This is a genomic window from Flavobacterium foetidum, assembly GCF_004634245.1.
GTDB classification, from domain to species: Bacteria; Bacteroidota; Bacteroidia; order Flavobacteriales; family Flavobacteriaceae; genus Flavobacterium; species Flavobacterium foetidum.
This window is the reverse complement of record NZ_SJTF01000012.1, coordinates 106,027-125,368: the sequence shown is the minus strand read 5'-3', so window position 1 is coordinate 125,368 and position 19,342 is coordinate 106,027. Positions and strand designations below refer to the sequence as shown.

16 protein-coding genes are annotated in these 19,342 nt (G+C 34.2%); 9 read left to right on the top strand and 7 right to left on the bottom strand.

Annotated features, from left to right (window positions below; genetic code table 11):
- The first annotated feature begins 87 nt into the window (after positions 1-87).
- Positions 88-678, top strand: a complete 591-nt coding sequence (locus E0W73_RS15755) for a transposase (protein WP_135223004.1) — start codon at positions 88-90, stop codon at positions 676-678.
- A gap of 234 nt (positions 679-912) precedes the next feature.
- Entirely contained in the window at positions 913-3,288 is a 2,376-nt protein-coding gene (pbpC, locus tag E0W73_RS15750) for a penicillin-binding protein 1C (RefSeq protein WP_135223003.1), read from the top strand.
- Between the two features lie 2 nt (positions 3,289-3,290).
- Here the strand turns inward: pbpC and E0W73_RS15745 are convergent, their stop codons facing one another.
- The 3 genes from E0W73_RS15745 to E0W73_RS15735 form a co-directional block, all read right to left on the bottom strand.
- On the bottom strand, positions 3,291-3,800 hold the full coding sequence (locus tag E0W73_RS15745; protein ID WP_135223002.1) for a hypothetical protein: 510 nt from the start codon (positions 3,798-3,800) through the stop codon (positions 3,291-3,293).
- A gap of 315 nt (positions 3,801-4,115) precedes the next feature.
- Positions 4,116-5,660 carry an Rne/Rng family ribonuclease gene (locus E0W73_RS15740; RefSeq protein WP_135223001.1) on the bottom strand — a complete coding sequence of 515 codons (1,545 nt, stop codon included), beginning with the start codon at positions 5,658-5,660 and terminating at the stop codon, positions 4,116-4,118.
- 384 nt (positions 5,661-6,044) lie between these two features.
- Entirely contained in the window at positions 6,045-6,335 is a 291-nt protein-coding gene (locus tag E0W73_RS15735) for an HU family DNA-binding protein (protein ID WP_007805026.1), read from the bottom strand.
- A gap of 140 nt (positions 6,336-6,475) precedes the next feature.
- Between E0W73_RS15735 and mutY the strand changes: the two genes are divergently transcribed.
- The 4 genes from mutY (at position 6,476) to gldD (ending at position 10,279) form a co-directional block, all read left to right on the top strand.
- Positions 6,476-7,516 carry an A/G-specific adenine glycosylase gene (mutY, locus tag E0W73_RS15730; RefSeq protein WP_135223000.1) on the top strand — a complete coding sequence of 347 codons (1,041 nt, stop codon included), beginning with the start codon at positions 6,476-6,478 and terminating at the stop codon, positions 7,514-7,516.
- Positions 7,517-7,953: 437 nt separating this feature from the next.
- Positions 7,954-8,394: a single-stranded DNA-binding protein gene (locus E0W73_RS15725; protein WP_135222999.1), complete on the top strand. Its 441-nt coding sequence runs from the start codon at positions 7,954-7,956 to the stop codon at positions 8,392-8,394.
- A gap of 25 nt (positions 8,395-8,419) precedes the next feature.
- Positions 8,420-9,715 (top strand): gliding motility-associated protein GldE, encoded by a 1,296-nt coding sequence (locus E0W73_RS15720; protein ID WP_135222998.1) that lies wholly within the window; start codon positions 8,420-8,422, stop codon positions 9,713-9,715.
- Between the two features lie 3 nt (positions 9,716-9,718).
- The gene (gene gldD, locus E0W73_RS15715) at positions 9,719-10,279 is read left to right on the top strand and encodes a gliding motility lipoprotein GldD (protein WP_135222997.1); all 561 of its coding nucleotides are present in this window, start codon (positions 9,719-9,721) and stop codon (positions 10,277-10,279) included.
- Between the two features lie 51 nt (positions 10,280-10,330).
- On the opposite strand, the gene E0W73_RS15710 is transcribed toward gldD, so the two are convergent.
- A complete protein-coding gene (locus E0W73_RS15710; protein WP_135222996.1) occupies positions 10,331-10,708 on the bottom strand; it encodes a heavy-metal-associated domain-containing protein in 378 nt (125 codons plus the stop codon).
- A gap of 100 nt (positions 10,709-10,808) precedes the next feature.
- Between E0W73_RS15710 and E0W73_RS15705 the strand changes: the two genes are divergently transcribed.
- Entirely contained in the window at positions 10,809-11,675 is an 867-nt protein-coding gene (locus E0W73_RS15705) for a DMT family transporter (RefSeq protein ID WP_135222995.1), read from the top strand.
- A gap of 133 nt (positions 11,676-11,808) precedes the next feature.
- Here the strand turns inward: E0W73_RS15705 and E0W73_RS15700 are convergent, their stop codons facing one another.
- Positions 11,809-13,857: a M16 family metallopeptidase gene (locus E0W73_RS15700; RefSeq protein WP_208730541.1), complete on the bottom strand. Its 2,049-nt coding sequence runs from the start codon at positions 13,855-13,857 to the stop codon at positions 11,809-11,811.
- Between the two features lie 12 nt (positions 13,858-13,869).
- Positions 13,870-15,192 (bottom strand): M16 family metallopeptidase, encoded by a 1,323-nt coding sequence (locus tag E0W73_RS15695; RefSeq protein WP_135222994.1) that lies wholly within the window; start codon positions 15,190-15,192, stop codon positions 13,870-13,872.
- 273 nt (positions 15,193-15,465) lie between these two features.
- Here E0W73_RS15695 and rplU point away from each other — a divergent pair, with 273 nt between their 5' ends.
- Positions 15,466-15,903 (top strand): 50S ribosomal protein L21, encoded by a 438-nt coding sequence (gene rplU, locus E0W73_RS15690; protein WP_135222993.1) that lies wholly within the window; start codon positions 15,466-15,468, stop codon positions 15,901-15,903.
- 24 nt (positions 15,904-15,927) lie between these two features.
- Positions 15,928-16,188 (top strand): 50S ribosomal protein L27, encoded by a 261-nt coding sequence (rpmA, locus tag E0W73_RS15685; RefSeq protein ID WP_008466657.1) that lies wholly within the window; start codon positions 15,928-15,930, stop codon positions 16,186-16,188.
- Positions 16,189-16,630: 442 nt separating this feature from the next.
- On the opposite strand, the gene E0W73_RS15680 is transcribed toward rpmA, so the two are convergent.
- The gene (locus E0W73_RS15680; protein WP_135222992.1) at positions 16,631-19,342 is read right to left on the bottom strand and encodes an AsmA-like C-terminal region-containing protein; all 2,712 of its coding nucleotides are present in this window, start codon (positions 19,340-19,342) and stop codon (positions 16,631-16,633) included.

Sequence of the window (19,342 nt, the reverse complement as noted above, 5' to 3'; positions counted from 1 at the left end):
GAAATTTTTATTTTTTCTTTTAGGAATGGGTAAAGAATACCTAACAGGTTTTGGAAACCTGTTAGGATAATAAAAAAGAGTAGTATTTTGGAGAAAGATGTTTTTGAGGCTGGGCAGTATTACCATGTTTATAATAGAGGAAACAATAGTGAGAATATTTTTATTGAAGATAAAAATTACAATTACTTTCTAGAAAAGGTTAAAAAGTATGTTTTACCGATAGCAGATATTTATGCTTACTGTCTGCTTAAAAATCATTTTCATATTGTTTTCAGGGTTAAAGATAAAATTGATTTGCCCGAAAAGTTTAAGGAAAAAATTCATCTTCCATTTTCGAATTTATTTAATTCTTATTCTAAAAGCATAAATAAAATGTATGGAAGAAGCGGAAGTCTTTTTCAGGAACATTTGCAGAGGAACAGAATAGAAAACGAAAATTATTTGAAAAAGCTGATTGTTTATATTCACTTGAATCCTGTAAAACATAAATTTTCTAAAGATTTTCAATCTTACAAACATTCATCTTGGCAATCGTATTTGTCAAGTAAACCAAGCAATATTGATCGTCAATTTATTCTTGAATTGTTTGGTGATTTAGAAAATTTCATATTTTGTCATGATGAAAAAAGACTGATTTATGAAGGAATAATTAATGAGATCAATTTACTGGATGAATAAAAATTGTGTTTGATATCCTAACAGGTTTCCAAAACCTGTTAGGTATTTTATAGATATAGTGAAGATTTTTTTTTTTTTCTTCTAGGAATGGATAAAGAATACCTAACAGGTTTTCAAAATCTGTTAGGTATTTTATAGATATAGTGAAGAAATTTTTATTTTTTCTTTTAGGAATGGATAAAGAATACCTAACAGGTTTTGGAAACCTGTTAGGATACGAAATAAGAGTGTGGTTTGAAAAATAAATTAAAAGCGTTCCTTCAACGCATTATAAACTGGATAAAAAGAAACAAAATAAAATCAGCAATTGCATTTCTGCTCTTGCTGATTTACTATTTTTCGATACCTCGAACTTTGTTTAAAGAGCCTTATTCGACAGTTATAGAAAGCAAAGAAGGAGAATTGCTTGGAGCTAAAATTGCCCGTGACGGACAATGGCGTTTTCCGGCTCAGGACAGCGTTCCGGACAAATTCAAAAAGTGTATTGTTTATTTTGAAGACGAATATTTCTATAAACATCCCGGTTTTAATCCCGGAGCGATGATTAATGCTTTTAAGCAAAATAAAAGAGCAGGAAAAGTGGTTCGAGGTGGAAGTACTTTAACACAGCAAGTTATTAGATTATCCCGAAAAGGAAAAAACAGAACCTATTTTGAAAAAATCATTGAAATAATTCTCGCTACCCGATTAGAGTTAGGATATTCAAAAGATGAAATTCTCGAAATGTATGCAGCCCATGCACCATTTGGGGGAAACGTTGTAGGATTAGAAATGGCTTCGTGGCGTTATTTTGGCGTTCACTCCAATCAATTATCATGGGCAGAAAATGCAGTTTTAGCGGTTTTGCCAAATGCACCCAGTTTAATTTATCCGGGAAAAAATCAAATAAAATTACTGAATAAACGAAACCGACTTTTATTAAAGCTACATCAAGAAGGTATTATCGACAAGCAGACATACGAACTTTCTATAGAAGAGCCTCTGCCTCAAAAGCCATACGATTTACCTCAGATCGCTCCACATTTATTGCAAAGGGTTGCCAAAAATGAAGAAGGAACAAGTGTAAAAACAACAATTGATTATGCGCTGCAAAATCGAGTGAATCAGATTGCAAGATATTATTACAATCAGTACAAGCAGAATGAAGTGCATAATTTGGCGATTTTGGTTATCGATGTTCAGAACAGAAATGTAATGGGTTATGTAGGGAATTCTCCGGCAGACAGTGACCATCAAAAAGATGTTGATATTATTGAGGCGCCAAGAAGTACAGGAAGTATTTTAAAACCGCTTTTATATGGTGCAATGTTAGATGATGGTGAACTATTGCCAAATACTTTAGTGGCTGATATTCCAACGCAAATTTCAGGATATACGCCTCAGAATTTTAATCTGACATTTGATGGAGCTGTTCCTGCACATAGAGCTTTATCACGTTCGCTTAATATTCCGGCGGTTTTGATGCTTCAGAAATTTACTGTAAACAAGTTTTACGAGGAACTACAAAAGTTTAAATTGAAGAACATTAATAAAACACCCGACCATTATGGTTTGTCGCTTATTTTAGGAGGTGCAGAAAGCAATTTGTGGGATTTATGCCGAACCTATGCTAATTTATCTTCAACACTGAATTATTTTACAAAACATCAGGCGAAATACAGAACGAATGAGTTTACTGAACTAAATTACAAAAACGATTTTAAGCCCGATTTTGGTTCAGAAACCGACCAGAAGAACATTTTGGGTGCAGGATCAATTTGGCTGACTTACAACGCAATGGAAGAGGTCAATAGACCAGAAGGAGATGAAGCGTGGAAATTTTATGACAGTTCGCTGAAAATTGCCTGGAAAACCGGAACCAGTTTCGGAAATAGAGATGCTTGGGCCATTGGAACAAATTCCAGATATGTGGTTGGAGTTTGGGTTGGAAATGCCACAGGAGAAGGAAGGCCAACTTTGACAGGAGTAACGAGTGCTGCCCCAATTTTGTTTGACGTTTTTAATTTATTGCCAAGACAAAGATGGTTTGATACGCCTTACAAAGATTTGGCAGAAGTTGAGGTTTGCCGATTAAGCGGTTATCTGGCAAAAGATAATTGTCCGAAAATCAAGCAATGGGTTACAAAAAAAGGAAAATCGACTAAAGTTTGTCCGTATCATAGAACAATTCATTTAGACAAAACGGAGCAATTTCAGGTCAACAGCAGTTGTGAAAGTGTAGATAATATAGTGACTAAAAACTGGTTTGTACTGCCTCCAGTTATGGCATGGTATTACAAGAGTCAGCATATCGAATATTTGCCGTTACCTCCATTTAAAGAAGGCTGCGAAGGAACACAAACCACCACAATGGATTTTATTTATCCAAAAGCAAATAGCAAAATCTATTTGACAAAAGATTTTAATAGTAACGTTCAGCCTGTTATTTTAAAAGTGGCTTATTCTGAAAGAGATAAAGAACTGTTTTGGTATGTTGATGATGTATATAAAGCGACAACCAAAACTTTTCATGAACTGCCTATAACGCCAACAACGGGAATGCATTATATTACAGTGGTAGATGCTTCAGGAAATGAAATTAGGAGAAAAATCGAAATTGTGAGGGAATAAGTTTATTGTATCATATTAAACTTTTGGTACGCTTTTTCATTTTTTGTTAGACGTAAAGTGAGCGAAGTAGTAAAGCCTTTATATGCAGGTATTTTTTCATTATTATTGTACGGAAAGGAATATCCAAAACCTAAATCAAATCTATTTAAAAAGGTAAATCCGCCTAGTGCATAGGCGTTTTTATGAGAACTTCCTGTTTTTATAAAAAGCAATTCCTTGCTATAGGATAAATTTAAATCAGAAAGGCCATAATAATTTCCGTTGTAACTGTTTGTGACTCCGTATCCCGCGCCCAAAAAGAGTTTGTTTTCATCTTTACAATCCAAACAAAATTCGAGCCCAGCAGTCAAAAGACTTTTGTTTGCTACTGAGTAGTTTACGTAGAAAATTGGTTCAAACTTATCTTCAGATTTGGTATTTTGGGCAGTTATTCTGACAGTAAATAGGACGAGTAGTAAACAATAAATTCCTAGTTCTCCTGAATATGTTTTATAAAAATTGCTAAGAGCCATAATTGGGTTATTAAAATCTTCATAAACATATTTAAATATAAATGATCTAGTAGCTGTATTAAGTTTTTTTTATGTTATTATGACAGAAAGGAGTTTTATATTAAAAATAAATATTCAAATGAAAAAGAGTGCCTAGCCCAGATAGAAGCGGTATCCTTTTTCTGGCTTCTTTAGCCAGGAAAAGATACAAGTGGATAGCTGGAAAATGCTCCTAACTAATAAATTTCCAATCTTTAAAATTCCAAAACCCAATTGTGTTGATGCTTACAAAAAGTCACAAAAAAACCGCCAGTCTTTCGAAAGGCGGTTTTTATTTTATTCTGAAATAACATTTCCTTTATTATCATAGAAATGGTATTCTAAGTACGTGTAAGCGTCACGAGGTATGATTTTCACCCACTTTTTATGTTCAAAAAACCATTTTGAACGTAATGATGGAAAACCTTTGCTGAGGTATGCAGCCACAAACGGATGTGTATTAAGCACAACCTTTTTGTGGGTTTTTAAAAGTCTTTCTAAATCAGAGGTGATCCTGTCTATTATTAAGATTGGCGCTTCGATTTCGCCATTAACTTTATTTGGATCTTCTTCTCTGGTTTTGATATTCACTTCTGGTCTTACGCGCTGTCTGGTAATCTGGACCAAACCAAATTTACTCGGCGGTAATATTTTATGCTTTGCTTTATCGTCGCTCATTTCTTCTCGCAAGAAGTCGAACAAAACTTTCCTGTTTTCAGGATTAGACATATCGATAAAATCAACTACTATAATTCCGCCCATATCTCGAAGACGTAACTGTCTTGCGATTTCTGCAGCGGCAATCATATTTACTTCCATGGCAGTGTCTTCTTGGTTGGTCGCCTTGTTAGAACGGTTTCCGCTGTTTACGTCTATAACGTGCAGCGCTTCAGTGTGTTCTATGATTAGGTACGCACCTTTGCTCATGGAAACAGTTCGGCCAAAAGAAGTTTTGATTTGTCTCTCTATATTGTATTTCTCAAAAATCGGAGTGTCATTTGATTGATAAAACTTGACAATTGATTGTTTTGAAGGTGCAATTTCCTGCAGATATTCCTTCGTTTGATGGTACAACTCTTCGTCATCTATTTGAATACCACTAAAGGTATCGTTAAATACATCTCTTAATATCGAAGAAGCTCTGTTAAGCTCTCCTAATACTTTTGATGGATGATGAGCAGTTGGTAATTTTTTACACATTGCAGACCATCTGCCAAGCAGGTTCTGCAAATCTTTTTCTAATTCGGCTACGTTTTTGCCTTCGGCTACTGTACGAACAATAACACCAAATCCTTTAGGTTTGATCGATAGAACAAGTTTTTTTAGACGATCCTTTTCTTTTTTGTCTTCTATTTTTTGAGAAATAGAAACGCGATCAGAAAAAGGAACTAGAACGATAAATCTTCCGGCAAGAGAAAGCTCAGCACTTATTCTTGGACCTTTGGTTGATATAGGTTCTTTAACTACCTGAACTAAGACAGATTGATTGGCACTTAAAATATCAGTAATGATGCCATCTTTGTCAATCTCTTTTTCAAACTGAAAGGTTTTTAGGGAGAAATCTTTTAATTTACCTGCGCTTACAAGTTTTATGAATTTCAGCTGAGAAGCTAGATTTGGACCCAAATCGTGATAATGTAAAAAGGCATCTTTTTCAAAGCCTACATTCACAAAAGCAGCATTAAGTCCAGCAACTGGTTTTCTGATTTTGGCAATAAAAATATCACCAACCTGAAAATTGCTTTTTTCTTCTTCTTTGTGTAATTCAATTAGTTTTCCATCTTTTAATAAGGCAAAATCTACTGCTTCAGAACTAGATCTAATGATTAATTCTTTATTCACACTGTAAATTTTTATCTGTTTTTTCAGAAAATAGAATATAGAGAATAGAATGTAGATTTAGTGAGAATCTAAAATCTGAAATCTAAAATCTAAAATCTTATCTACAGATGGATTAAACAATATTTTTAACAGGTATTAACCCGGTGAAAACTAGCTGGCAGTTTGCAGTTTTAAGTAATCAGCAGGCTGAACACTAAAAACTGATGACTGAATACTAATTTTCAATTTCAATGAACGTTTAAAAAGAAAAAAGTAGTTTAAAACTACTTTTTCTTTTTGTGGCGGTTAGCTCTCGCTCTTTTCTTACGTTTGTGAGTAGCTACCTTATGTCTCTTTCTTTTTTTACCACTTGGCATATCGTGTCAGATTTTATGTTAATTAATATTATTTTGCTTCGTTGTTAGTTTTAACTCCTTCTACAAAAACTTTTGCAGGTTTAAACGCAGGAATGTTGTGTGCAGGAATTTTGATAGTTGTGTTTTTAGAAATGTTTCTTCCTGTCTTTTCAGCTCTAGTTTTAACGATAAAACTACCGAAACCTCTTAGGTAGACATTGTCTCCAGTTTCTAATGAAGTTTTAACTTCTTCCATAAAAGTTTCAACTGTTGCTTGAACGTCTCCTTTTTCAAGACCTAATTTCTCTGAAATTTTCGCTACGATATCTGCTTTCGTCATTTTCTTTCCTTTTTATTTTTATAAATGGTGTTTTATTTTTTTGAGTTTGCAAATATAGGAATTAAAAAAATAATTAATCAAGCTAATTCGTTAAATTTTAATTACATAAACATTTACTTTTGTATTATAAGTATTTTGCAATGAATTTCCATAACATATTGATAAAATGGTATTTACAGAATAAACGTGATTTACCATGGCGTAAAACGACTAATCCGTACCATATTTGGCTCTCAGAAATTATGCTACAACAGACACGTGTTGCTCAGGGAATGCCCTATTTTTTTTCGTTTACGGAGGAATTTCCTACAGTAAAAAATTTAGCAGATGCTTCAGAAGAAAAGATTTTAAAACTTTGGCAGGGATTAGGATATTATTCTAGAGCCAGAAATCTACATAAAACAGCGCAATTTATTGCAAATGACTTAAATGGTGTTTTTCCAGATTCTTATAAGGAGCTTTTAAAACTAAAAGGAGTTGGCGAATATACTGCCGCTGCGATAGCTTCTTTTTCGTATAATGAAGCTGTACCAGTGGTTGACGGAAATGTATTTCGTGTGCTTTCGCGTTATTTTGATATCGAAACCGATATTGCAATGCCTACTGCTAAAAAAGAATTTACAGCCTTGGCAAAAGAACTCATGCCTGCGGATAATCCTGCAATTTTTAACCAAGCGATTATGGAATTTGGAGCACTTCAGTGTGTGCCGAAAAATCCTGACTGCGCGATTTGTGTTTTTAATGAGAGCTGCGCGGGACTTCACAAAAAGAAAGTAAGCCAGCTTCCGGTAAAGTCAAAAAAAGTCAAAATTACAAATCGTTATTTTAATTATTTGGTCCTCGAAGATGCTTTAGGAAATACGTTTATTCAAAAAAGGACTTCCAAAGGTATCTGGCATAATTTATATGAATTTCCGCTTCTCGAAACAGACAGCATAGTCGATTTTGATTTTGTTTTTCAGAATTCACAGCTTTTTTTTCCTGATTATACTATTAATAGTATAGAGAAATATAGCGATGCTGTTGCCCATAAATTATCGCATCAGCATCTTGCCATACAGTTCTGGAAAATTAAAATAAATAACGTACTTAAAGACGGAATTGATCAAGAAAAACTCAAAACGTTTCCTTTTCCGATTGTTATTTACAATTTTATAGAAAATATGCAGGTCAACAGCTAACGATACACATAAGCATAATAAAGGATTCGCAAAAAGATAAAAAAAAGAAATCTGCAATGGCCATTTCGCACGCAGATTTTGCCGCTTTTGGATTTTTATTTTTTTTTTAATGCATAAATAAGAAATCCAAGAATCGGAATAAAAAATGAAAAGATTTTTAGTATTACTTGTAAGTCTGAACTAAATTTGTGATACTCTTCTGAATAGTTTGATACAAGAATAAAAAAGTGAGTTTTTATTCATAATTGTTAAATGTAAGAATCGGTTTTTTAGCAACTTTAACTATTTAGAAAATTATAAAAGCAATTTGATGCACGGAGAAAGTGAGCTAGTATCTGAAATCTTAAAGCTAAGTACTCTTAATTTGTAATTTTATAGAAAAGCAGGAATTAATTTGCTAAAAAAATGTATCTTTGGTAGAAATACCACAAAAAACTATGAATGGAACATTAAATAAAGTGATGCTCATCGGCCATTTGGGCGATGATGTGAAGATGCATTATTTTGATGGAGGAAATTGTATTGGACGTTTTCAGCTGGCTACAAATGAAGTTTATATAAATAAAAGTACTAACGAAAAAATTACTTCAACAGAGTGGCATAATTTAGTTGTACGCAATAAAGCTGCCGAAATCTGCGAGAAGTATCTTTCTAAAGGAGATAAAATTTATGTTGAAGGCCGTATCAAATCTCGCCAATGGCAAGCAGAAGACGGAACAACAAAATATACTACGGAAATTCAAGTAACTGAATTTACATTTCTTACTACCAAAAAAGAAACAGTAAATCAGAAGTCAAATCAGGAGGCTGAGCCAGCAAAAAACGCTAACTTTGATGCGCCAAATGAAGGTCTGCCTATAAACGACCTGCCGTTTTAGCTATGTTTAACTAATTTTTTTTGATTTGGACCCAGAGCCCAGTTTATTTGTTACTACCAATCTAGACAGCAATTTTATAATTGGTTTTGTCGCAATTTTTGTTTTGCTGTTTTTATCAGCTATTGTTTCTGGAGCTGAAGTGGCGCTTTTTTCGCTTTCGCAAAAAGAAATTGATGATATGCTGGCAGAAAATCTTTCTAAAGGTAAAATCATATCAAATCTTCTCGACAGACCTAAAAAGCTGTTGGCAACATTGCTTACCGCAAACAATTTTTTAAACATCGGAGTCGTAATATTGTTTGCTTTTATTGGGCATGATATTTTTTCAGGTGTGAGTTCTCCAGCCATAAAGTTTATTTTGGAGGTAATTTTAGTAACTTTTCTGATTTTGCTTTTTGGAGAAGTCCTCCCAAAGGTTTTTGCGAGTCGAAACAGTCTTAAATTTGCGAAATGGGTAGCATATCCAATCGCTTTTCTTGATAAATTGCTTTCTCCAATCAGTTTGCCAATGCGAAGCGTTACCTTATATTTGCAGAATAAATTAGGGAAACAGAAAAACAATTTTTCTATCAATCAGCTATCACAGGCTTTGGAGCTTACAGATTCGGAAGGAACTTCAACAGAAGAACAAAAAATTCTGGAGGGAATCGTTTCTTTTGGAAATACAGACACCAAGCAGGTTATGAGTCCGAGAATTGATATTTTTGCATTGGAAATAACCGAATCATTTGCGTCAATATATCCAAAAATAATCGAAAAAGGATTTTCAAGAATTCCCATTTATAGAGACAATATCGACCAGATTGAAGGAGTTTTGTTTGTCAAAGATTTGCTTCCGTACATTGATAAGGAAGAATTTGACTGGACATCACTGATGAGAGAAGCTTTTTTTGTGCCAGAAAATAAAAAACTGGATAATCTTTTAAAGGATTTTCAGAGTCTAAAAAGCCATTTAGCGATTGTGGTTGATGAATACGGAGGAACATCGGGATTGGTTTCGCTAGAAGATGTAATCGAGGAAATAGTAGGGGATATAAGCGATGAGTTTGATGATGGAAATCTGAATTTCTCACAAATAGATGAAAAGAATTTTCTCTTTGAAGGAAAAATAAATCTTAAAGATTTTTACCGAATTGTAGATGTTGACGAAGATGTTTTTGATGCACACAAAGGCGAAGCAGAAACGCTTGCGGGATTTATTTTAGAAATCTTAGGAAATTTCCCGAAAAAAGACCAGAAAATACAATTTGAAAATTGCGTTTTTACCGTTGAAACAGTCGATAAAAAACGTGTAAAACAAATAAAAGTAACATTAGAATAAAGAATGTTTAGAAAAGTAATTTTTGCTGCCACTGTAATTTTGGCAGCGACCGCAGTAAGCTGTAAAGATGACGTGGTTCCAAAACCAGCAGGATTTTTGCGTTTGGATTATGCTGAAGCAAAATATATGAATTTCGAAAATAATTGTCCGTTTACATTCGAAATGAATGAAGACGCAATTATTAAAGGAGAAAAAGACTGCGGTTTTGCAATTACTTATCCTAAAATGAAAGCGACGATTTATTTGACATATAAACCGGTAAGCAATAATATTGACAAGCTTTTGAGGGATGCTCAAAAACTGACTTATGAGCACGTAATTAAGGCAGATGATATTCTGGAACAACCCTATTTAAATCCGCAGAAAAAGGTTTACGGAATGTTCTATCAGGTTGACGGAAACGCAGCAACGAATTCTCAGTTTTATGTTACCGACAGTACAAAACACTTTCTGATTGGTTCTGTTTATTTTTATGCGAAACCGAATTTCGACTCGGTTATGCCAGCAGTAAGTTATGTTAAAAATGATATGCAGCGTTTGATGGAGACGTTGAAATGGAAATAAAAAAATGGCGTTCAAATCTGAACGCCATTTTTTTATTCTTGGATTAAGAATTTAAGACTTAAAATTCGAAACTTTATATGTTTTTCCGTCTCCTGTTTCTTGAACCACTTTTGTTAAAGATTCTGGGTTTTGGATTGTTTTATCAAAACTTACTGTTGCTGTTTTTTTGTCAAAATCAACCGTTGCTTTTTCAACTCCGTCAAGGTTTGCTAATTCTTCTTCGATTGTTTTAGCACATCCAACAGCACAAGTCATTCCGTCGATTGTGAAACTTGCAGTTTGTAAATTTTCAGCAACAATTGGTTTGTGTTCTTTTGGAGCACTTTTTTCTGCATTTACAATTTGAAGGCTTTTATCTTCTTCTTTTTTGCAGCCAATAAACATTAGCCCAGCGATTGTTGCAGCGATTAAGATTTTTGAAATTTTCATTATATAGGAATTTAAATTGCGAATTACTTTCCTGCAAAATTACTAAAAATAGAGCCGTCAGTTCGCAAAATAGTTACAAATTTGCAGTAAACTACAATTTATGGATACAAAACAGCTAAAATGGATTTACTTGTCGATTCTTTCTCTTATCTGGGGAAGCTCTTTTATTCTGATAAAAAAAGGATTGATTGGCCTTACTGCTATCCAAGTCGGTTCGTTCCGAATTGTTTTTGCGGCGCTTTTTCTGTTGATTGTAGGTTTTAATAGCCTAAAAAAGATTTCGCGACGTCAATGGAAATTTGTGGCCATTACATCACTTTTCGGAACTTTTATACCCGCATATCTTTTTGCCATTGCAGAAACAAGGATAGAGAGCTCAATAGTGGCAATCTTAAATTCGCTAACACCCTTAAATACTTTGATATTAGGGATTTTGGCTTTCGGGATTCAGTTTCAAAAGCGTCAGGTTATAGGAGTTTTTATTGGACTAGTCGGATGTTTGTTGCTGGTTTTAAGCGGCGATTCTTTAGGAGGAAGTCAAAATTATCTTTACGTTTCGTTGGTGGTTGCAGCAACTTTGAGTTATGCCATTAATGTAAATTTGATTAAGAAATACCTACACGATCTAAACTCTGTAAGCATAACTACCGGAAATTTTACGGTTTTGCTGCTTCCGGCTTTAGTTATAGTATGTACAACCGATATCAGTCAAAAAATAAATGTGTCAGAAACACAGCACTCTATATTTTTTGTGATGATTCTTGGCATTTTAGGAACCGGAATTGCAAATATTCTTTTCTTTAAGCTTATTCAGATGTCATCGCCCGTTTTTGCAACATCTGTAACCTATTTAATTCCGATAGTAGCCTGTTTCTGGGGATTATTAGATAACGAAATCCTGACGCCGATTCAGTCAGTAGGTGCTTTTGTTATTCTAATCGGAGTTTACTTGTCTGCGAAAAAGTGAGGGTAGGCTTGTTAGCTAGACATAATTAATCAATAAAAAAGCTTTGTCAAAGTTCAAACCTTGACAAAGCCTTATTATCTTAGAAACTCAGAGCCTTAGTAGCTTAGAGCCTTAAATCCTAGGCAACTTAAAACTACAAGAAATCTGCATCAGAAACACCTTCATTGATTTTGATTTCGGCGATTTTAATATCCAGTTCGAAACCGATATTTTGAACTAGATTGTAAGGAACTTTTACTCCTTTTACTTCTCTGTAATCTTTGAAATGAGTAATCTGTGTAACTGATTTTCCGCCTTGTTCACGTAGTTTAGATTCGGCTACTTTCAAACCCGATTTGATGTCATAGTAGTAAGTTGTTTTTCCGTCTTTTATAGTGTAAGCATCACTTCCGTTTATTGGCTCAATACTGTCCACTTTTAAGTCTGTGCGTTTTACCAATTGCAATTCTTCAAAAGGAGCGGCGTTTGCTTTCATTTCTTTAAGATCTTCTCCCTCTAAGCTTTTTCTCTGGCCTTGTTGTTCAATATAAGCGCCTTTGTCATTTACAACCTGTTTCATGATGGTCATTGTTCCCATTGATAATGACACCATCATTTTTCCTTTTGAGTCTAACTTAGAAGTAAAAGTCAATGGAGCAGGAGCTTGCGGAATTGATGTGCTTCCGTTCATAAATAATGTTTTTGCAGCAGAAACCGCTTTTTCTCCTCCAATAGCTTTTATGTAGTTTTCGAAAACAGTTTTAGCACTGATGTCTTTTGGAGCATCCTTTTTAACAGCTGGTTTTTCAACCGGATTCCCGTATTTGTCAAAATACGATATCGGAATCTGCAGTTTTTCCAATCCAGGAAGCACATCAGAACCTTTTCCAACGATTACAATACGCATATTATCCAATAAAAAGTATTTGTTGGCAACACTGTAAATGTCATCAGCGGTAACGTTATTTATAGTTTGAATGTATTTTTCATAGAAATCTGCAGGAAGTTTCTCTGTTTCAATATTTAAAGCATAACGAGCGACAGCTTGTGGTTTTTCTACCTGCATTACAAATCTTCCGATATAGCCCGCTTTTACATTTTTTAGAACATCAGCATTAACTTTTTCTGTTCTTATTCTTTTGATTTCTTTGATGAATTGTACCACGGCGCTGTCGGTTACTGTGTTTCTAACGGCAGAAGTAGCTTTAAATTTAGTCACATATTTGCTGCTTCCAATGCTAGAATTGGCTCCGTATGTCCAAGCGTGCTGTTCGCGCAAGTTCATGTTCAGGTAACTGTTGAAATCGCCTCCTAGAATCTGATTCGCAATTACTGCAGGAAAGAAATCAGGGTCGCTCATTTTTAGATTTACCGTATTTACTAATGAGATTTCAGACTGAACCGCATTGGGCATGTCTACAAAATCAATTTGAAGTTTCGCTACGTTTGTTGGATCAGGATACGTATTTTTTGGTGCAGCCTGTTTTTTCCATCCGCCGAAAAGCTTTTCTACCGAACTTTTGATTTCCTTAAATTTGACATCTCCTATCACAACTAAATAGGCGTTTTCTGGAACAAAATAAGTATTATAGTTGTTCTGAACATCGCTTAGTGTAACGTTGTTTACGGTTGCTTCCGATAAAAATTCTCCTGCGGGATGATTTTTTCCGAAAGCCAAAACATCTACAACGCGGTTTGCGATTGCTGGAACACTTTTCTCGTCTGCTTTAAGCCCTTCGAGTAACTTTGCTTTTTCCTTATCAAATTCAGTTTGTGTAAAATTAGGTTGTAGAGCGCCTTCTGCCAAAAGTTCTAAAACTCGTCCCGAATATTTAGAAAGCGAACTTGCATATGCACCTTGAGCCGTAAAATTTATATTAGCTCCATAAAAGTCGATTTCTTCGTTAAAAGCTTCTTTGGTGGTTTTTTTTGTGCCATTGCCAATTAAGCTGCTGGTCAATTCATCAACACCTTTTTTGTTTCCTTCTGTAAAAGGCGCATTGTCAAGAGTAAGATTAAAGCTTACGCGAGGCAGTTTGTGGTTTTCGACAACCAGAACTTTAATGCCGTTTGCCAGAACAAAAGTCTGAGGTTTTTTGATGTTAACAACTGGCGGATTGCCCGGTTTTGGCTGTGGTCGATCTTGTGCTTGCATAATTCCAGTTAGGAAGGAAAGGATTAAAACTGTATATAATTTTTTCATGATTCGATATTCTTAATTTTGAACTTTTGCTGAAGGAACGTAATCTAAAACTAAACGCTGATTTGGATTCAGGTATTTTCTAGCAGCATCTCTGATTTCTTCTCTTGTAATCGAATGATACATTTCGATTTCGGTATTAATTAAATTTACGTCGCCGTAAAGCAAATAATACGAAGCCAGATTTTCTGCAATTCCTTCTACGCTTGCATTCGCATTTACATAATTGTTATCGAATTTGTTTTGTAATTTTTGATAATCTTTTTCAGAAATCAAATCGGTTTGAAGTTTTACTATTTCTTCATCCATTTCTTTTAAGATGTCGGCTGTGGTGTTAGGAGCCATAGGCAGACCGTACAAAATGTACATACCGTAATCTTCTTGGCTAAATCCGACTGCGCCAATCTGTAGCGCCATCTTTTTATCGTCTACAATTTTTTTGTATAATTTAGAGCTTTTCCCGTCACTTAAATATGATGAAATCAAATCTAAAATACGTGCATCTCTTGTTTTCATAGACGGGGTTCTATAGGAAGCTACCACCATTGGAATCTGGATGTTCGGATCTTCATAAGTTGCTTTTATAGTCTGAGTAATCGGTTCTTCGGTAAAAGTCTGTTTTTTAACTTCTGCGCCTCGTGGAATTGGGCCAAAATATTTCTGGATCCATTCTTTGGTTTTTGCTTTGTCAAAATCACCAGCAACTACTAATACTGCATTGTTAGGGGTGTAGAATTTTTTATTGAAAGCTTGGAATTCCTCAAGTGTCGCTGCGTCCAAATCTTTCATTGAGCCAATTGTAGTCCAGCGATACGGATGGTTTTTAAACATATTCTTTTTAACTTCAGGCAGAATATTTCCGTAAGGCTGATTATCGTAACGCATTCTTTTTTCTTCCTTAACAACTTCATTCTGCGTTTCAACTCCAATTTTATTGATAATCGGATGCATTAATCTTTCTGATTCCATCCATAAGCCAAGTTCAAGACTGTTGGAAGGAAAAACTTCATAGTAATAAGTTCTGTCATCGTTTGTATTGGCGTTGTTTACCCCACCATTTGCCGTAACGATTTTCATCCATTCGCCACGTTTGATGTTTTTTGTTCCTTCAAATAAAAGATGTTCAAAAAAATGCGCAAAACCAGTTCTGTCAGGACGTTCGTCTTTTGAGCCTACATGATACATCACCGAAGTTACGACTACCGGAGCTGATGAATCGTTGTGAAGAATAACATGCAGTCCGTTATCTAAATTGTATTCTTCAAAAGCTACTTTTTGGGCATGAGACACGCCGCCAAGCATTAATGCAGCACTTAACATCATTATTGATTTTTTCATAAAGATTAATAATTTTTATATTCTACAAAGAGTAGGTAGACAAGAGTCGATTTTAGTTACATCAAAAATAGTTTTTTTTACTTATGGTTTGATGTTTTGCCATTATTTTCGTTGTAATTTAACAGTCTTTTACTTCAAAATACATTGATGGTTAGATTGGAAACGCCTGAAACACAGTAATTACAAGCCCTTAAATATTTTTACGACTATAGATTGCACAGTAAATTATTAGTTGTATATTTGCAACCTTAAAAATCAATAAATCAATTTGGTATGTATGCAATCGTAGAGATAGCAGGGCAACAATTTAAAGTAAGCAAAGACTTAAAGGTTTATGTTCACCGTTTAGCTAACGAAGAAGGTTCAAAAGTTACTTTTGACAAAGTTCTTTTATTAGATGACAACGGAAATGTAACTTTAGGCGCCCCAGCTATAGAAGGTGCTTCAGTAGAAGCTAAAGTGTTACAACACTTAAAAGGTGATAAAGTTATCGTTTTCAAAAAGAAAAGAAGAAAAGGATACAAAAAAAGAAATGGTCACAGACAATATCTTACACAAATTGTAATTGAAGGTATTACTGCAGCAGGAGGAACTAAAAAAGCAGCAGCTAAGAAAGCGGTTGTAGCAGAAGAGACAGCTACTGAAGAAGTAGAAGCTCCAAAAGCTAAAAAAGCAGCTCCAAAAGCTAAAAAAGAAGCTACTAAAGAATAATAACAATATTTAAACTCATACGTCATGGCTCACAAGAAAGGTGTCGGTAGTTCGAAGAATGGTAGAGAATCAGAATCAAAACGTCTAGGCGTTAAGATTTATGGTGGTCAAGCTGCTATTGCTGGAAACATCATCGTAAGACAAAGAGGTTCTAAACACAATCCAGGTGAAAACGTTTACATTAGTAAAGATCACACTTTACATGCTAAAGTTGATGGAGTTGTTAAGTTCCAAAAGAAAAGAGATAACAAATCTTATGTATCTATTATCCCATTTGAGGCATAATAATCTAAAGATTACTTTTTACAAAACCCGTTCAGAAATGATCGGGTTTTTTTTTATAAAAAAACGGAATCTCTTTTTTAGTTTTTCTGAATGTAGTCAAAGATGAATTTTTCTCCTTCCTTTCCTTCAAAAGAAATTCCCTCGAATTCAAAGAAAATTCCATCTGTCATTTTGCATTAATGGAATTGTTGTTGTGCGTTTTTCCTTGTCGATGATCTCGATATCGAACCATTTTTTTGGGACGGATACTTTCGATGTATTTAGCCTTGGCAGTATTTACAATTTGAAAATGAATGTTCTTCTGTTGTTCATTTTTGACATACATTTAAGTTTGTTATAATAGATAAAAAAAACCTTTGCTGCAGTTTTTTGAAACTTTGGCAAAGGCTTGTGGTATTTAATTGCGATTTACAGTTTGAAATATCTTTTCGCTATCTGTTGTTTATTCTGGCTCTTCTGTTTTATGTCCAACTTTTACTTTGGGATTTTCTCCTGTGCCTGTAACCGTTATCGGAATTCCGAAGATACCAAAAGGAGGCAATCCTAAACGCATTTTAAGATTTAGTTTTCCATCAAGACTTGTTGTTCCTTCAATTCTTGGCCTAAAGCCCGCAAATTTGAATTTAAATCGCTCTATAGTCATGATGTTGTTCCTTACGGTAGTTTTTATGTCAACTTTAGAAACATCCGGATTTTTCATCGATTCAGAACCTGTTTGTTTGCTTACGGCATTAAACATTTTCAAACCTCTTATTTTTACATCTTTTACAGAAAGTACTCCCCCGCCAACGAGTGAAGGATAGACAGGATTCATATTACCGTTTAATTTGCCTCGCAGCTGATAATCGAGAGACACGATTCCATGTGCTTTTTCTGCAACACTTGCCATTTTTCTGAATACATCAATTTCATTGTATGCTCTTTTGATATCAAAATCAGATGCTTTGATTTTGTAATCAAAATTAGCATTTTGCGTATTAACAGCCTCATAATTTCCATTCATAACAACACGACAACCAATTAAATTAAAGCCTGTTTGCTGCATCGTAAGTCTGTTATTGTTTATTTTTAGATTGCCTCCTGCATTTTCGAGTAGCAATTTGTCAAAATAAACTTTTTGAGCATTTGCTATAAGCTCTAGATCAAAGTTGTCAGGAATTATAATTACTCCAGACTGTTTTTCGCTCTTTGATGCATGTGTGTCTGGGGTATTATTAAACATAAATTCGTCAACATTAAGATATTTCGAAGAGACGGTAAACGAACCCCTTAAAATTCCTTTTCGTCTTGTGGCGTAGTTGATTGCATTTTGCAGATAGCCATTCATTCTAAAATCAGACTTACCGTAGGATGCCAAGAAATCATTAAAAAAGATTTTATCCTGATTAATTTTAAAAAGGCCATCTCTTATAATGAACTTTTGAGGCAGAAATTCTGATTTGATTCCAATGTTTCTGATCTCTAAAGTTCCTTTATTGTTGAGTTGGTCGTAATTTCCATTTAAGGCATCGCTTTGCTTTCCTTTTAAGGCCAAGTCAGCTTTTATAAAACCATCTAAGTTCAGTCCTTTATGCGAGAAAACTTTATATATTTTTTGTACATCAAGTTCGCCTTTTGCTGTAACATCATAATTTAAATCAGCAAAATTATTTAATAAAGCCTGAACAAAAACTGGCTTTCCTTCAAAAGTAAATTGAGCAGGTTTAAGGTATAATTTGAGGTCTTCAAAAGTTCCTTTTTTATCCTCGATCGTTGTTTTAAATTCAATATTGGTAATGGGATTAGGATAATGACTGGTTTTCACAAATCCTTTTTTTAATTCTATTGCGCCGTTTGCAATAGGAAACAGCTTGTTTTTTCTGTCGAATTTACCTTTGGCCTTAACGTCTCCGACTAAAATTCCTTTTAAGGTCAAGCCAGGAACTCCTAATCCTTTATTGAGTTTTTCAAGATCAATTTTAGCATTAAATTCAGCATCTACTATGGGTGTGTCTATTCCTTCCAGGTAAAATTTCGATTTAAAATAATCCTCACCGACATTTAAAGATAAATTGGCCGCATTAACAATTAGTGAATTTGGTCTTAAGGAAGGGAGTTTGCTTTTGATTTCGATATTTAAGTCCGAAATCGGAAAATCGCTATTGTCATAATTTATAAAACCATCTTCTATTTTTAAATCGAAATTTAAATCGGGTGCGATGTTTTGTGATGCGATATATTTTCCTTTTAAGGTCAAAAGTAGATTCGTATTTCCTTTTAAATCTGTTTTAGAAAGCCAGGTAACGTATTTTGGAGGAAAGGCCGTAAACACATCATACAGTTCGCTATCATCAGATTTTATAACAAAATCCATATTGTAACCGTCTTTCAAGAAATCAAATTTTCCTTCAAAATCCACTGACAATTGATTGATTTTTAGGTTGTTTTGCTGAAAAAAGAATGACAAAGAGTTCATGTTGACCTGAGTAATAAGATCAGCATCTACCTTTTTGTTCATTAAGTAAGGTTCGTTGTCATAAATAATATTCAGCTTCTCGATTTTTGCTTTTGAATGAAGGTCAAATACCGCTTTATTTAAATCGCCTTTTCCTAGATAATCAAAGCCAAATGCATCAAAATGCACTTTTGTCGATTGATCGTCGTAAATAATTTTGCTGTTTAAGATTTCTATTCGGTCAAGTTTTAAAGCTGTATTGGAGGAGCTGTCTTCTGGCTTAGAATCCTGTGGGGTAGATTTATAAACGTTGTAATTTGCTTCACCATTTGAGTTTACCTTTACATTAATAAAAGAATCTGACAAATAGATTTCATCAATTTTTGCTGATTTGCTAAAAATTAGACTTAGGACATCAATGCCAAAAGAAACTTCTTTTGCTGTAATGAATTTTTCATTTTTGTAGGGAGCAGAACCATTTAATTGTAAGTCGTTAAGAGTTAAAGTCAGCGACGGAAAATGACGAAAAAAAGAAACAGAGACGTCCGAATAGTTAAGTTCTGCCGTTAAGCTTTCGTTTGCAGTTTTTTTTATTTTTTCCTTAATCTGATCTGCAAAAAGAATAGGGGTAACAAAAAGTAATGCTAAAATTACGGCAAGTGTAATTCCTGTGTATTTAGCAGTTTTTAATAAGAACGGTTTTGATGTAATTTTAGACAT